Source organism: Lutimaribacter pacificus (genome assembly GCF_900142185.1).
GTDB lineage: Bacteria > Pseudomonadota > Alphaproteobacteria > Rhodobacterales > Rhodobacteraceae > Lutimaribacter > Lutimaribacter pacificus.
This window is the reverse complement of record NZ_FQZZ01000003.1, coordinates 305546-319420: the sequence shown is the minus strand read 5'-3', so window position 1 is coordinate 319420 and position 13875 is coordinate 305546. Positions and strand designations below refer to the sequence as shown.

Genomic DNA, 13875 nt, shown 5'->3' with positions numbered 1-13875 from the left:
ACCCTGTGCCGCGACCAAATGCTGCATAGCAGCAAAGATACGGGGAATTTGTTGATATGACAACCAAAGACGATGCCGCGGGTGAAAATCTGGAACGGCTCAACGCGAATCTCGCAAAGGTGGAAGACCTGTCCCAGCGCCTGATCGCGGTGATGTCGCGGCGCGACCCCGCCAATCCCACGCTGAACGGCCCGGGCCCCGACCTGATGGTCAAGGCGACGCAGGGATACTGGCATGAGCTGATGCACAACCCCGCGCGCATCTTCGAGCAGCAGGTCGAATACTGGGGCAAGTCGGTCAAGCATTTCCTCGAGGCGCAGCAGGCGCTGGCGCATGGCAAGCTCGAGGCGCCCGAGGACGACACGCCCGGGGATCGCCGGTTCTCCAACCCGCTATGGAAGACGCATCCCTATTTCAACTACATCAAGCAGCAATACCTGCTGAACGCCGAGGCGATCCGCAACGCCGTCACCGAAATCGAGGACCTGGACCCGGTGGCGCGCAGGCGGCTGGAATATTTCTCGGACCAGATCATCGACATGCTGGCGCCGACGAATTTCCTGTCGACCAACCCCGACGCGCTGGAACGCGCGATCGAGACCGACGGCGAAAGCCTGGTCCGGGGGCTTGAGAACCTGGTGTCCGACCTCGAGGCCAATAACGGCGAGATGCTGGTGCGGCTTGTCGACGAGGGCGCGTTCCGGCTGGGCGAGAACATCGCCACGACCGAGGGGCAGGTGGTCTATCGCAACCGGATGATGGAACTGATCCAGTACGCGCCCAGAACCGCGCAGGTCCATGCCACGCCGATCGTGATCTTTCCGCCCTGGATCAACAAGTTCTACATCCTCGACCTGAAGCCGGAAAACAGCCTGATCCGGTGGATCACCGAACAGGGCTATACGCTGTTCGTGGTCAGCTGGGTCAATCCCGACGCCACCTATCGCGATGTCGGCCTGGACGACTATATCGAGGACGGCTATCTTGCCGCCTTCCGCGAGATCGGGAAGATCACCGGCCAGAAGCAGGTGAACGCCGTGGGCTACTGCATCGCGGGCACCACGCTGGCGCTGACGCTGTCGCTGCTAAGGCATCGCGGCGAAAAGCCGGTGAAATCGGCGACCTTCTTTACCACGCTCACCGATTTCTCGGACCAGGGGGAATTCACGCCCTTCCTGCAGGACGATTTCATCGACGGGATCGAGGACGAGGTCGCCGCGCAGGGCTATCTGCGCAGCTTCATCATGGCGCGCACCTTTTCCTTCCTGCGCTCCAACGACCTGATCTACGGCCCGGCGATCCGCTCCTACATGCTGGGCGAGACGCCGCCGGCCTTCGACCTGCTCTACTGGAACGGCGACGGCACCAACCTGCCGGGCCGGATGGCGCGCGAATACCTGCGGGGCCTGTGCCAGCGCAACGAGTTCGCCGCCGGCGGGATCGAGCTGTGCAACGAACGGCTGTCGCTGGAGGACGTGGACGTGCCCCTCTATGTCGTCGCCTGCGAGACCGATCACATCGCGCCCTGGAGGGACAGCTATCGCGGCGCGCAGCAGATGGGCGCGAAGGACAAGACCGTCGTCGTTTCCCAATCGGGCCATATCGCCGGTATCGTGAACCCGCCCAGCAAGAAGAAGTACGGCCATTATACCAACACCGATCTCAGCCTGCCGGCGGATGACTGGCTGGCCGGGGCAAAGTTCAACGAGGGATCGTGGTGGCCGCGCTGGGGTCAGTGGCTTGCCAAAAGGTCGGGCAAGATGGTCCCGGCGCGGCAACCCGGTGATTCGGGGCACCCCGCCCTGTGCCCGGCCCCGGGCACCTATGTCCGGCGCGGGGAAAAATATTAGTTTCCCTGGGGTAAGGCGATTTTTCGCTGCACCGCAGCATGGGTACTTGAAATGCTGCGGTGCAGCATGTATGTTCCTTGCAGACGCAGAAAGCCGGGGATGGCCCGGCGCGGAATGCAAAGGATCAGGAACTATGGCTAAGACGCAAGATTTCACCGCGATGATGAAGGACATGATGGGTGCCTTCCCCGTCGACACCAAGGTGATGGAAGACGCTTTCAAGACCCAGGCCACGCTGAACGAAAAGCTGGCCGGCGTGGCGCTGGACGCCGCCGGGAAATCCTCGGAGATTTCCGCCAAGTGGACCAAGGAAACCCTGGCCAAGCTGGCCGACATGACCAAGGCCAAGACCGAGCCGGCAGACTACGCCAAGGCGATGACCGACTTCGCATCGGCCCAGGCCGAGGTCGCCGCCGAGAACATGGCCGCCTTCGCCGAGGTCGCCAAGAAGGTCCAGATGGACACCGTCGAGCTGATGATGGCCGCCGGCAAGGACATGACCGAGGAAGCATCGGCCACCGTCCAGAAGATGACCAAGGACGCCACCGCGGCCGCCAAGAAGGCCACCGCCGCCAAGTAAGGCGCGGGCAGGAACAAGGCTGCATCCTCCCTCCTCCCTGACGGATGCAGACGATGGGCGGGCATTTTGCCCGCCCTTTCTTTTTGATCCGGCCTGTCCTAGTGTTTTTCTGCACCGCTGCATCGGGGAGGACCGCCAAGTGGCCGAAGACAAGAAAACGCTGCTGATCAAACGCTATGCCAGTCGGCGGCTCTACAACACCGAAACCAGCGATTACGTCACGCTCGAGGATATCGCCGGGTTCATCCGCGACGGGCGCGAGGTTCAGATCGTCGATCTGAAATCGGGAGACGACCTGACACGCCAGTATCTTCTTCAGATCATTGCCGAACACGAAAGCCGGGGCGAAACCATGCTGCCGGTCAGCGTGCTGACGGACCTGGTGCGGTCCTACACCGATCAGGCCGGTTCGATGGTGCCGCAATTCCTGCAGGCGTCGTTCGAGATGCTGCGCGACGGCCAGTCCAAGATGATGGAGAACATGGTCAAGGTGAACCCGATGGCGCAGATGCCCGGCTTCGAGGCGCTGCAGGCGCAGCAACAGGCGTTTCTCAAGGCGATGACCAGCGGCATGTCCGGCCAGTGGAGCGGGCCGGGCACCGAACCCGAGGCCGAGCCGGGCAAGGACGATGCCGGCGATACCGACGACCTGGACGAGATCAAGCGCCAGCTTGCCGACCTGCAGGCCAAGCTGTCGAAGATGGACAAGTAACCGGACATGGTGGACAGCCCCGGCCGGATCACGCTCTGGGGGGTCGAGGTCTTCGTTGCCACCGCCGAAGAGGGCAGCATCTCGGCCGCGGCGCGGCGGCTGGGGGCCAGTCCCTCGGCCGTCAGCCAGCAACTGACCAACCTCGAAGGCGCGATCGGCGCCACGCTGCTGCAACGCAACACGCGTCCCGTGGTGCTGACCCCGGCGGGCGAGATTTTCCGCCGCCGCGCCGGTGCCATCCTGAACGAGGCCGCGCTGGCCCGCGCCGAGCTGGCGATGGCCGACATGACCAACCTCACGCGGTTCCGCCTGGGCATGATCGAGGATTTCGAGGCCGACGTGACCCCGCGGCTGCTGACGCGGCTGGCCGGCGATCTCAGGACCAGCCAGTTCCTGCTGGAAACCGGGGCCAGCCATTACCTGCACGACCTGCTGGATGCCCGCGCCCTCGACGTGATCGTGGCTGCCCAGATGGGGGCCGAGGCCGACTGGATGGAACTGCACCCGCTGCTGACCGAGGGCTTCGTCGTGGCCGCGCCACGGGGGCGCATCCGTCCCGACCGCGACTTGCTGAAACAGCTCAAGACCATGCCGCTGGTGCAATACACCACCCGTCACCACATGGGCCGGCTGATCGCATCGCACCTTGCGCGGCAGAACCTGACCCTGTCGCAGCGGTTCGAGCTGGACAGCTATCACGCGATCCTTGCGATGGTGGGGCAGGGCGCGGGCTGGACGATCCTGACGCCGCTGGCGCTGATGCGCGCGCGCCGCTTTGCCGACCAGATCGACGTGATGCCGCTGCCCTTCGCGCCGCTGTCGCGCACCATCACCCTGACTGCGCGCAAGGGCATCCTGCAGGACATGCCCGCCCGCGTCGCGTCGGAACTCAAGCCGCTGCTGCAGGAGGTGGTGATCGACCCGGCGGTTGCGGCCTATCCCTTTGTCGCCGACGTGCTGACCATGCACTGACGGGGCGCGCGCGGCTTACCGATACGCGATCGCGGTGCGAAAACGCGGCGCTTCCAGCCAGTCGAAATAGGTTTGCCGCAGCCTGCGCGCCACCGGCCCCGGTACGCCGTTGCCGAATACCCGGTCGTTCACCCGGACGATCGGCGTCACACCCCCGCCGGACGAAGACAGGAACACCTCGTCCGCGTCCAGGAATTCCTCCAGCGGCAGCGCGCGCTCCTCGCAGGTCAGCCCGGCCTCCTGCGCCATCTCCAGCACCGTGCGCCGGGTGATCCCGCCCAGCACCCCGTGCCCCGAGGTGATCACCCGGCCGCCTTTCAGCGCGAAGGCGTTGAAGCCCGGCCCCTCGGTCACGTTGCCCGCGTGATCCAGCAGGATCACGGTGTCGAACCCGGCCTCTTTCGCCTGGAACAGCCCGTCGGTGAAATCGCCCCAGTGATAGTTCTTGGCGCGCGGGTTCACGCTGTTCTCGGGGATGCGGCGGGGGGTGTCGGGGATCAGCGCGCTGGCCCCGGCCTCGGCCAGATCGAACGGGATCACATGCACATAGGGCACGCACCAGGCGTAGAAATGATTGGCGCAGTCGCGCGGATCGCGGCTGCCGGGGATGACGGGCACGCCGCGCGCGCAGACCATCGCGCAATAGGCGTCCTGCAACCCGCTGGCGGTCATCATGTCCGCCAGCGCCTGCACCATCCGGTCGCGCGTCAGCCCGGGATCGAGGCGCATCGCGGCAAGGCTGTCCAGGAACCGGTCGAGGTAATCGTCCAGCCGGAAGAACCCGCCCTTCCACACCGGCACCACGTCATAGGTGATATCGGAATGGGTCAGCCCCCAATCCGTGACGCCGATCTTCGCCTCGGATATCGGCAGGATCTCCCCCGCCATCCATGCCGCGCCCTTGCTGAAATCCGCCATGCCGTCTCTCCTGTTTCGGGCAGGATGGGCGGGGGCGGGGCGGTTGTCCAGTGGCGGTCAGGCGGTGGCGCGCAGGTTGCCCTTGACGTCCTGCGCCGCGCGCACCAGCGCGTCGGCCACGAAATCGCATTCCTCGGGCGTCAGCCGGGCGGGCAGGCGCACGTCGCAGGCCCGCATCAGCATGGCGCGCGTCTGCGGCAGCTCGGGCAGGTCGTGCAGGAACTGCCAGTTCCAATAGGCGCGCGCGTTGTCGGTGCTCAGGCCGAAGACCTGCACCTTGACGCCGCGCGCGGCGGCGGCATCGGCAAAGGCGCGGGTCTCGTCCTCTGTCATGCCGCACAGGTTGAACTGGATGGAATCCGGTGCGCGCTCTTCCTTGGCCAGCTTTTCCGGCACCTCGATCCAGGGCGACAGGTTCAGCTGCGCGGCCACCCGGTCGTGGTTGCGCCGCCCGTCGCGCACCCGCCGCGCCACCTCGGCCAGTTGCGCGCGCACCACCGCCGCCGACAGGTTGCCCAGCCGCAGATTGTAAAGCGGCAGCCGGTTCTGGTGCCGCGCAAAGGCGGTTTCAAGCGCGGGATCGGTGCCGTGCTTGCGCCAGTTATGTTCATAGGCGCCCGACATGATGACCGCGCGGGCCAGGATATCCGCGTCGTCGGTGATCAGGATGCCGCCCTCGCCGCTGTTCAGCAGCTTGTAGGACTGGAAGCTGAAGCAGCCGATCCTGCCGATGGTGCCGATGTTGCGCCCGTCCCACGTGGTGCCCAGCGAATGCGCCGCATCCTCGATCACCGGCAGGCCACGGGCGGCGGCGGCCTGCATGATCGCGTCCATGTCGCTGGTATGGCCGCGCATGTGGCTGATCATCACCGCGTCCGCCTGTCCGATCTTCCTGTTCAGGTCGTCCAGGTCGATGCGGTAATCCTCGCCCACCTCGCACAGCAGCGGCTCGCAATCCGCGTGCACGATGGACGAGGGCACGGCGGCGAAGGTGAAGGCCGGGATCAGGACCTTCGCGCCGCGCGGCAGGTCCAGCGCCTTGAGCGACAAAAACAGCGCCGCCGAGCAGGACGACACCGCCAGCGCATAGCGCGCGCCCATCATCTCGGCAAACTCACGCTCCAGCAGCGCCACCGGCGCATCCTGCGGCGCGGTATAGCGGAACAGATCGCCCGATTGCAGCAACCGCTCGATCTCGGCGCGGGCGGCGTCGGGGATGGGCTCGGCGTCATAGACATTGGGGGCGAGGGTCATGTTTTCGGCTTTCCTGAAATCCCTTTTCGGTTTTCTTAAAGGAAAGCCGGAAAAATTCAAGCCCGTTGCCCGCGTCGGCGGGGTGCCGCGCGGGTTTCCTCCTGTCCTGCCTGCAGGGTGTCAGACGCCCAGCCGGTCGCGCAGCGCGTACCAGGTCATCGCCAGCGTCAGCAGCGGCGTGCGAAAGGCCGGCCCGCCCGGAAACCGCGGCACCGGCAGCCGCGCCATCGCATCGAACCCCGCGCTGCGCCCGAGGATCGCCTGCGCCATCAGCAGCCCGGCATGGGTGGCCGTGCCCACCCCGTGCCCCGAATAGCCCGAGGAGGACAGGATGCTTTTGCCCACCCGGCCCAGGTAGGGCAGCCGCTTCATCGTGATTGCCAGCGTGCCGCCCCAGGCATGGTCGATCTTCACGTCGCGCAGATGCGGAAAGATCTCCAGCATCGGCTTGCGCACCTTGGCGGCGATGTCGTCGGGAAAGCGGTAACCATAGCTTTCGCCGCCCCCGAACAGCAGCCGCCCGTCGCGGCTCAGCCGAAAGTAGTTGACCACGAATTTCGTATCGGCCACCGCCACGTCGCGGGTCAGCACCTGCGCCGCGCACTCGCCCAGCGGTTCGGTCGCCACCACGTAATTGTTGATCGGCATCACCCGCGCCGCCACCTTGCGGTTCATCCCGCCGAGATAGCCGTTGCCGGCCAGCACCACGGTTTCGGCCACCACCCGGCCCTTGTCGCAACGCACCGTCGCGGGGCTGCCGTCGGCGACGTGATGGACATGGCTGCGCTCGAATATCCGCACACCCGCTGCCTCGGCCGCGCGCGCCAGCCCCAGCACGAAATTCAGCGGGTGCAGGTGGCCCGCGCCCATGTCCAGTATCCCGCCCTTGTAGGCGGGCGAGGGGCAGAGCGCATGGCACGCCTGCGCATCCAGCCGCTCGATCCGGTCATAGCCGTATTCACGCTCCAGCAGGTCGGCATAGCCGTGCAGGTCCCGTGCCTCGCCATCGGAAAATCCGGTCCAGGCCACGCCGGGGCGGTAATCGCAGTCGATCCCGTGGGTCTCGATCAGGCCGCGCACGACCTGCTTGGCCTCTTCGCCCAGCAGCCACAGGTGCCGCGCGTCGTCGCGCCCCACCATGCGGATCAGCGCCTCCTGGTCCTGCCGCTGGCCGCTGCCCAGTTGCCCGCCATTGCGCCCCGAGGCGCCGAACCCCACGCGATGTGCCTCGACCAGGACCACGTCCACACCCCGCTCCGCCAGGTGCAGCGCGGTGGACAGCCCGGTGAACCCGCCGCCGACCACGCAGACATCGGCCCGCACCTCGCCCGTCAGTTCGGGCCGGTCGGGCGCCTCGTGGGCGGTGGCGGCATACCAGCTTTGCGGATAGGTGCCCTTGCGGTCATTGGCGTAAAGCAGGTCCATGAGGGCGCCCCTTGTCCTTCATCTTGCCGGAAATACTCCGGGGGGTGCGGGGGGCAGCGCCCCCCGTCGCCGACCCGTCCGGGATCACACGTTCAGCAGCAGGTGCTCGCGTTCCCAGGGCGAGATCACCTGCAGGAATTCCTCGTACTCGGTGCGTTTCACGATGGCATAGACGCGGGCGAATTCCTCGCCCAGCACCTCGTGCAGCTTGTCCGCGCCTTCGAACAGGTCCAGCGCCTCGCCCAGCACGCGGGGAATGTCCTCTTCGCTTTCATAGGCGTCGCCCTTGAACTGCTTGTCGGGCCATTCCTCGTTCATCAGGCCCAGGTATCCGCAGGCCAGCGAGGCCGCGATGCCGAGGTAAGGGTTGCAATCCATCCCCGCCAGCCGGTTCTCGACCCGGCGGCTTTCGGGTTGCGACAGCGGCACGCGGATGCCGGTGGTGCGGTTGTCGCGCCCCCAGGCCAGGTTGATCGGCGCCGCGTGGTCGCGCACGTAGCGGCGGTAGGAGTTCACATAGGGCGCCATCACCGCGATGACCGAGGGCAGGTATTTCTGCATCCCGCCGAGGAAGTTGAAGAACGCGTCGGTCTCACCCCCCTGCGGGCCGGAAAAGATGTTCTGCCCGGTTTCGATATCCAGCACCGAATGGTGGATATGCATGGCGCTGCCCGGCTCCTCGGCGATGGGCTTGGCCATGAAGGTGGCAAAGCAATCGTGCCGCAGCGCCGCCTCGCGGATCAGGCGCTTGAAATAGAACACCTCGTCGGCCAGCTTCACCGGCGATCCGTGGCGCAGGTTGATCTCCAGCTGCCCCGCGCCGCCCTCCTGCGTGATGCCGTCGATCTCGAACCCCTGCGCCTCGGCGAAATCGTAGATATCGTCGATCACCGGGCCGAACTCGTCCACCGCCGACATCGAATAGGCCTGCCGCGCCGCCGCCGGCCGGCCAGAGCGGCCCATCATCGGCTCGATCTTCTTGGCCGGGTCCAGGTTGCGCGCGACGAGGTAGAACTCCATCTCCGGTGCGACGACCGGCTTCCAGCCCTGATCGTGATAGAGCTTGACCACCCGTTTCAGCACGTTGCGCGGGGAAAACGGGATCGGATCGCCCTTGCGGTCAAAGGCGTCGTGGATCACCTGCAGGGTCCAGTCGGCGGTCCAGGGTGCGGCGGTGGCGGTGGACATGTCTGGGTAAAGCAGCATGTCGCGTTCGATGAACCCCTCCTTGCCCGCCGCTTCGCCCCAGTCGCCGGTGATGGTCTGGTAGAAGATGCTGTCGGGCAGGTGAAAATAATTCATCCGCCCGAATTTCGACGCCGGGACGGCCTTGCCCCGCGCGATGCCGGGCAGGTCCGAAACGATGCATTCCACCTCGTCCAGCCGGCGGCCTTCCAGATAGGCGCGGGCGGCCTCGGGCAGCTGATCCGTCCAGTCGGTCATATCGCGCCCTCCGATGCGTGCTGGTGGAAAAAGGCGGCGATGCGCGCCCCGAAATCGCTGCCCTCGGTGGGTGTGTCCAGCCGCGCGCGGGTGTCGGCGATCTGCTCGTCCGGCACCAGCCCGCCGGCGCGATGCTCCAGCAGCCCCGCGATCACGTCGCGGCCGAATTCGGGATGGGCCTGCACCGTCAGGATGCTGTCGCCGATGGCCAGCGCGGCGTTTTCGCAAAACGGGTTGGTCGCCAGCACCCTGGCGCCCGGCGGCAGCGCCACCACCTGGTCCTGGTGCCAGGCGTTCAGCGTGATCTGCCCGCCTTCGGACAGGTCGTAAACCTGCGGCCCGGTGGCCCAGCCGCCGGCGAATTTCTCGACCCGGCCCCCCAGCGCCTGCGCGATGATCTGGTGCCCGAAACAGACACCCACCAGCGGCCGCCCGCTGTCGCGGATCGCGCGGATCAGCGACTCGAGCGGTGGAATCCACGGGTGGTCCTCATACGCGCCGTGTTTCGAGCCGGTGACAAGCCAGCCGTCGGCGGCGTCGGGGCCGGGTGGAAACGCGCCGTCCACCACGTTCCAGGTCTGGAAGTCGAAGCCATGCGCCGCAAGCAGGCTATGGAACATGTCTTCGTAATCGCCGACGCTCTCCCGGATCTGGTCGGGGGCGTGGCCGGTTTGCAGGATGCCGATTTTCATGGATCACCAATGGGTTTGGATGGTCGAAGCGTATCGCAGGGCGGGGCAGGCGGGCAAGGCCCGCCTCAGACCGTGTCGAGGTATATCTCCACCTGCTCCTGCGGCGTCAGTTCGGCCATGTAGTGCATTTCCTGCCGCTTGGTCAGCAGCAGGTTCTGGATCAGCATCGGGGCGAAGATGCGCTTCATCCGTTCGCTCCGGTCGAAGGCGTCGATGGCCTCGGCCCAGGTGTTGGGCACCTGCGGCAGGTCCAGCGCATAGGCGTTGCCGGTGATCGGCGCGGGCGGTTCCTCGCCATCCTCGATGCCGGTCAGCGCCGCACCCAGGACGGCCGCCAGGTGCAGATAGGGGTTCACGTCGCCGCCCGCGACCCGGTGTTCGATGCGCCGCGCCGCGGGGTTGCCCGCGGGCACGCGGATCGCGGCGGTGCGGTTCTCATAGGCCCAGGCGATACCCGTCGGCGCGTGGTTTTCCGGCACCAGCCGGTCATAGCTGTTGGCGTGCGGGGCGAAGATCAGCATGCTGTCGGGCATCGCCTTCAGGCAGCCGGCAATCGCGTGGCGCAGCGCATCCGATCCCTTCGGCCCGCCATCGTCGAAGATGTTGTTGCCGTCGCGGTCCAGGACCGAGAAATGCACATGCAGGCCCGACCCGGCGTAATCCTCGTAGGGCTTGGCCATGAAGGACGCGGCAAAGCCGTGCCGCCGGGCCATGCCCTTGACCAGCATCTTGAACAGCCACGCATCGTCGGCGGCGCGCAGCGCGTCGTCCTGGTGCATCAGGTTGATCTCGAACTGGCCCAGCCCGGCCTCGGAAATCGCGGTGTCGGCGGGAATGTCCATTTCCTCGCAGGCGTCGTAGAGATCGGTAAAGAACTCGTCGAACGCATCCAGCGCGCGGATCGACAGGACCTCGGCCGCCTTGCGCCGCTTGCCCGAGCGCGGGCTGATCGGCACCTGAAGCGACTTGCCGCTGTCGTCGATCAGGAAGAACTCCAGCTCGACCGCCGCAACAGGGGTCAGCCCACGCGCCTTGTATCGTTCGACCACGCGGGCCAGCGCGTGGCGCGGATCGCCGTCGAAGGGGCGGCCATCCTCGTGGAACATCCAGATCGGCAACAGTCCGGTGGGCGCCGACAGCCACGGCATCGGCATGAAGCCGCGTTCGGTCGGGCGCAGCACGCCATCGGCATCGCCGGTTTCGAACACCAGCGGACTGTCGTCGATATCCTCGCCCCAGATATCGAGGTTGAGCGCGGAAAGCGGAAAGCGCGTGCCTTCCTCGACCACCTTTCCGGCAAAGCGGGTGGGGATGCGCTTGCCGCGCGGCTGGCCGTTGAGGTCAGAGGCGGCAACGCGGATCGTGCGCACCTGCGGATGCGCGCGAAGCCAGTCTGTGGGCGTCATTGTGGTCATCGGAAACGGCCGTCGGAAAATTTGATCAAATATGGGATAGCCTTCAAACCGCGCGGAAATCAAGGCAAATCGCGCGGTTTCCGGGCAACGGCCCGGTTTCGCGGCGTCAGCGCAAAAGGTTTGGGCGCAGTTTCATGCGCCGCCGCCGCTCGGCCGGAAGGTGACGGTTGAGCCGCCGGTTGACCAGCCCGAACAGGCCGACGATCAGCAGCGTCAGCGCGATGAAATAGATCGCCAGGATCGGGTAGGGAACGAACGGGTTGAAGGTCTTGTCGGCAAAGTAATTGGCGTAATAGAGCGCGTCGCCCCGCTGCCCCTGCGCGGGAAAGCCGCTGAAGAATACCAGCGTGGTGGCGTGGAACAGGAATATCGCCTCGTTCGTATAGGCGGGCCAGGCCAGCCGCAGCATGGTGGGCCAGGTGATCTTGCGAAACTTCTTCCAGCCCGAGAACCCGTAGGCATCCGCCGCCTCCATCTCGCCCTTGGGCACCGACAGCAGCGCGCCATAGAAGATCTCGCCGGAATAGGCGGCGGTGTTCAGGAACAGCACCACCAGCGCGCCGGCCCAGGCGCTGGTCAGCGGGGTAAAGAACGGCACCGCGGTCTTGAGCGAGAGAAACAGGAAATAGGCAAAGAAGAACTGGATGAACAGCGGGCTGCCGCGAAAGACGAAGATCATCCATTCGCTGATCTTGCGGACGGGCCGGCTGCGCGCGGCCTTGCCCATCGCCAGCGCCGTGGCCAAAAAGAACCCCGAGGCCAGCGCCAGCACGCCGAAATAGACGTTCCAGATCATCCCCGAGCCGATCAGCACGACCTGCTGGCACAGCGTGAAATCGGTGCGCGGCAACAGGCGCTCACCGATGCCGAGGCTGCGCAGCCCGTAATCGGCGATGGTTTCCCAGCAACTCATGCCGCGGCCTTTCGCTGCGCTTCGCCGCCCATCGTGGCCTGCCCATGGGTCAGCCTTTTCATCATGCGGTCCAGGAAGATTTCCGAAACCCGGGTGAACAGAAGGTAAAAGATCAGCAGCGCGCCGAAATACCACATCCGCCAGTCGCCATGCGGGTAGTCGGTGAAGCGCGCGGTCTTGGTGCCGCCCAGGTCGCGCGCCCAATAGACGATATCCTCGACCCCCAGCAGGAACAGCAGCGGCGTGGCCTTGATCAGCACCATCCACAGGTTGCCCAGGCCGGGCAGCGCATAGACCCACATCTGCGGCACCAGGATGCGCCAGAAGGTCTGGCGCGGGGTCATGCCGTAGGCGGCGGCGGTTTCCAGCTGCGCATGGGGCACCGCGCGCATCGCGCCGAACAGCACGTTGGCGGCAAAGGCGCCGAACACGATGGCAAAGGTCAGCACCGCCAGGAAGAAGCCATAGATCTCGTGCCAGATCTGGGGGGAATTGCCCAATGGCAGCTTGGCCTGCTGGCAGACGATGAAATCGTTGCCCTGCCGGATCGGCTGGTCCCAGTCGGGGCACATCCACTGGTGGCGGAGATATTCGAACCCCTGGTCCAGCGCGATGACGAAGAACATGAAGAACGCGATGTCGGGCACGCCGCGCACCACCGCGATATAGCCCTTGCCCAGCCACGATACCGGCGGGATGCGCGAGCGCGCCGCCGACGCCCCGGCAAAGCCGAAGGCCAGCGCCGCCGGTGCGGTGATCGCCAGCAGCAGCAGCACGGTTCCGAACGACCAGTAGAACGACATGTGCTTGCCCGTCGTGAGGTAGCACGACAGCCAGGTCAGGCCGGACAGGGCATCGGGATCGGTGCAAAAGCTGAAAATGGCAGGGCCCCGCGGTTGTCAGTGAGGGCGGGCAGGCTGCCCGCCCCAGGGATCAGGCCGGTACGGGGCGGGCAGGTCGCCCGCCCCGGTGCCGGTCAGAAGGTTTCGCCGATCTCCCATTTCTCGATCAGCGCGTTCAGGCTGCCGTCGTCCTTCATCGACTGGATCGCCGCGTCGAGGGTTTCCTTCAGCGCGGTGTCGGACTTGCGCAGGCCAAGGCCCACGCCGCCGCCGATCAGTTCCTCGCGCTCCAGCAGCATCAGGCCGGCATCTTCCTCGGCCACGGGCACGAGGTAGGACTTGTCGGCCAGAACGGCGTCGGCCTCGCCGCTGCGCACGGCGGCGATGGTTTCCTCGGGCGTTGCGAATTCCAGCAGGGACCAGCCCTGTTCGGCGACAAAGGCCGCCTGGATCGTGCCGGCCTGCGCCGCGACGACACCGCCCTCAAGGTCCGCGTCCTCCGAGGCGGCCAGGTAGGCCGACGGGTCGGGCTGGGTGTAGTTCTGGGTGAAATCAATCACTTCCTTGCGCTCGTCGGTGATCGACATGCCGGCGATGATGACGTCGTAATTGCCCGACACGAGGTTCGGGATGATCGAATCCCAGTCGTTCGTGACCCATTCGCAGGTCAGCCCGGCGCGCGTGCACAGCTCGTCGCCCAGTTCGCGCTCGAATCCGTCGACCTCGCCCGAGTCGTTGATGAAGTTCCACGGAGGGTAGGCGCCCTCGGTGCCCAGGCGGGTGACGTCCTGGGCCATGGCCATGCCGGCCGAAACACTCAGCGCGGCGGCGGTCAGGATCAGTTTCTTCATGGGGTTTC

Annotated in this window: 13 protein-coding genes; 4 read left to right on the top strand and 9 right to left on the bottom strand. The window is 66.0% G+C overall.

Features of this window, described 5'->3' with window-relative positions:
* Nucleotides 1-56 precede the first annotated feature (56 nt).
* The 4 genes from F3H87_RS10390 (at nt 57) to F3H87_RS10375 (ending at nt 4114) form a co-directional block, all read left to right on the top strand.
* Nucleotides 57-1850 carry a PHA/PHB synthase family protein gene (locus F3H87_RS10390; protein ID WP_149788811.1) on the top strand — a complete coding sequence of 598 codons (1794 nt, stop codon included), beginning with the start codon at nt 57-59 and terminating at the stop codon, nt 1848-1850.
* A gap of 133 nt (nt 1851-1983) precedes the next feature.
* Nucleotides 1984-2430, top strand: a complete 447-nt coding sequence (locus tag F3H87_RS10385; RefSeq protein ID WP_149788812.1) for a phasin, PhaP — start codon at nt 1984-1986, stop codon at nt 2428-2430.
* Between the two features lie 139 nt (nt 2431-2569).
* Complete coding sequence (gene phaR / locus F3H87_RS10380; RefSeq protein ID WP_149788813.1) at nt 2570-3142, top strand: polyhydroxyalkanoate synthesis repressor PhaR; 573 nt, start codon at nt 2570-2572, stop codon at nt 3140-3142.
* A gap of 6 nt (nt 3143-3148) precedes the next feature.
* Nucleotides 3149-4114 carry a LysR family transcriptional regulator gene (locus F3H87_RS10375; RefSeq protein WP_149788814.1) on the top strand — a complete coding sequence of 322 codons (966 nt, stop codon included), beginning with the start codon at nt 3149-3151 and terminating at the stop codon, nt 4112-4114.
* 15 nt (nt 4115-4129) lie between these two features.
* On the opposite strand, the gene F3H87_RS10370 is transcribed toward F3H87_RS10375, so the two are convergent.
* From F3H87_RS10370 to F3H87_RS10330, 9 genes are all read right to left on the bottom strand, one after another.
* Nucleotides 4130-5032 carry an aminotransferase class IV gene (locus F3H87_RS10370; RefSeq protein WP_149788815.1) on the bottom strand — a complete coding sequence of 301 codons (903 nt, stop codon included), beginning with the start codon at nt 5030-5032 and terminating at the stop codon, nt 4130-4132.
* Nucleotides 5033-5089: 57 nt separating this feature from the next.
* On the bottom strand, nt 5090-6286 hold the full coding sequence (locus tag F3H87_RS10365; RefSeq protein ID WP_149788816.1) for a DegT/DnrJ/EryC1/StrS family aminotransferase: 1197 nt from the start codon (nt 6284-6286) through the stop codon (nt 5090-5092).
* 120 nt (nt 6287-6406) lie between these two features.
* Nucleotides 6407-7711: an NAD(P)/FAD-dependent oxidoreductase gene (locus tag F3H87_RS10360; RefSeq protein ID WP_149788817.1), complete on the bottom strand. Its 1305-nt coding sequence runs from the start codon at nt 7709-7711 to the stop codon at nt 6407-6409.
* Nucleotides 7712-7795: 84 nt separating this feature from the next.
* Entirely contained in the window at nt 7796-9154 is a 1359-nt protein-coding gene (locus F3H87_RS10355; RefSeq protein ID WP_149788818.1) for a glutamine synthetase family protein, read from the bottom strand.
* On the bottom strand, nt 9151-9846 hold the full coding sequence (locus F3H87_RS10350) for a type 1 glutamine amidotransferase (RefSeq protein WP_149788819.1): 696 nt from the start codon (nt 9844-9846) through the stop codon (nt 9151-9153). The genes F3H87_RS10355 and F3H87_RS10350 overlap by 4 nt, the downstream gene beginning before the upstream one ends.
* Before the next feature lie 65 nt (nt 9847-9911).
* Nucleotides 9912-11252 carry a glutamine synthetase family protein gene (locus tag F3H87_RS10345; RefSeq protein ID WP_149788977.1) on the bottom strand — a complete coding sequence of 447 codons (1341 nt, stop codon included), beginning with the start codon at nt 11250-11252 and terminating at the stop codon, nt 9912-9914.
* A gap of 115 nt (nt 11253-11367) precedes the next feature.
* Nucleotides 11368-12174 (bottom strand): ABC transporter permease, encoded by an 807-nt coding sequence (locus tag F3H87_RS10340; RefSeq protein WP_149788820.1) that lies wholly within the window; start codon nt 12172-12174, stop codon nt 11368-11370.
* Entirely contained in the window at nt 12171-13055 is an 885-nt protein-coding gene (locus tag F3H87_RS10335; RefSeq protein WP_149788821.1) for an ABC transporter permease, read from the bottom strand. Before F3H87_RS10335 ends, F3H87_RS10340 begins: the two co-directional genes overlap by 4 nt.
* 95 nt (nt 13056-13150) lie before the next feature.
* Nucleotides 13151-13867: a transporter substrate-binding domain-containing protein gene (locus tag F3H87_RS10330; protein ID WP_149788822.1), complete on the bottom strand. Its 717-nt coding sequence runs from the start codon at nt 13865-13867 to the stop codon at nt 13151-13153.
* Nucleotides 13868-13875: the final 8 nt, after the last annotated feature.

What these genes read in the sequence shown, in the direction of transcription:
- F3H87_RS10390 (WP_149788811.1), top strand. Translation starts at nt 57, where the DNA reads ATGACAACCAAAGACGATGCCGCGGGTGAAAATCTGGAACGGCTCAAC.
- F3H87_RS10385 (WP_149788812.1), top strand. Translation starts at nt 1,984, where the DNA reads ATGGCTAAGACGCAAGATTTCACCGCGATGATGAAGGACATGATGGGT.
- F3H87_RS10375 (WP_149788814.1), top strand. Translation starts at nt 3,149, where the DNA reads ATGGTGGACAGCCCCGGCCGGATCACGCTCTGGGGGGTCGAGGTCTTC.
- F3H87_RS10370 (WP_149788815.1), bottom strand. Translation starts at nt 5,032, where the DNA reads ATGGCGGATTTCAGCAAGGGCGCGGCATGGATGGCGGGGGAGATCCTG.
- F3H87_RS10365 (WP_149788816.1), bottom strand. Translation starts at nt 6,286, where the DNA reads ATGACCCTCGCCCCCAATGTCTATGACGCCGAGCCCATCCCCGACGCC.
- F3H87_RS10360 (WP_149788817.1), bottom strand. Translation starts at nt 7,711, where the DNA reads ATGGACCTGCTTTACGCCAATGACCGCAAGGGCACCTATCCGCAAAGC.
- F3H87_RS10355 (WP_149788818.1), bottom strand. Translation starts at nt 9,154, where the DNA reads ATGACCGACTGGACGGATCAGCTGCCCGAGGCCGCCCGCGCCTATCTG.
- F3H87_RS10350 (WP_149788819.1), bottom strand. Translation starts at nt 9,846, where the DNA reads ATGAAAATCGGCATCCTGCAAACCGGCCACGCCCCCGACCAGATCCGG.
- F3H87_RS10345 (WP_149788977.1), bottom strand. Translation starts at nt 11,252, where the DNA reads ATGACGCCCACAGACTGGCTTCGCGCGCATCCGCAGGTGCGCACGATC.
- F3H87_RS10340 (WP_149788820.1), bottom strand. Translation starts at nt 12,174, where the DNA reads ATGAGTTGCTGGGAAACCATCGCCGATTACGGGCTGCGCAGCCTCGGC.
- F3H87_RS10330 (WP_149788822.1), bottom strand. Translation starts at nt 13,867, where the DNA reads ATGAAGAAACTGATCCTGACCGCCGCCGCGCTGAGTGTTTCGGCCGGC.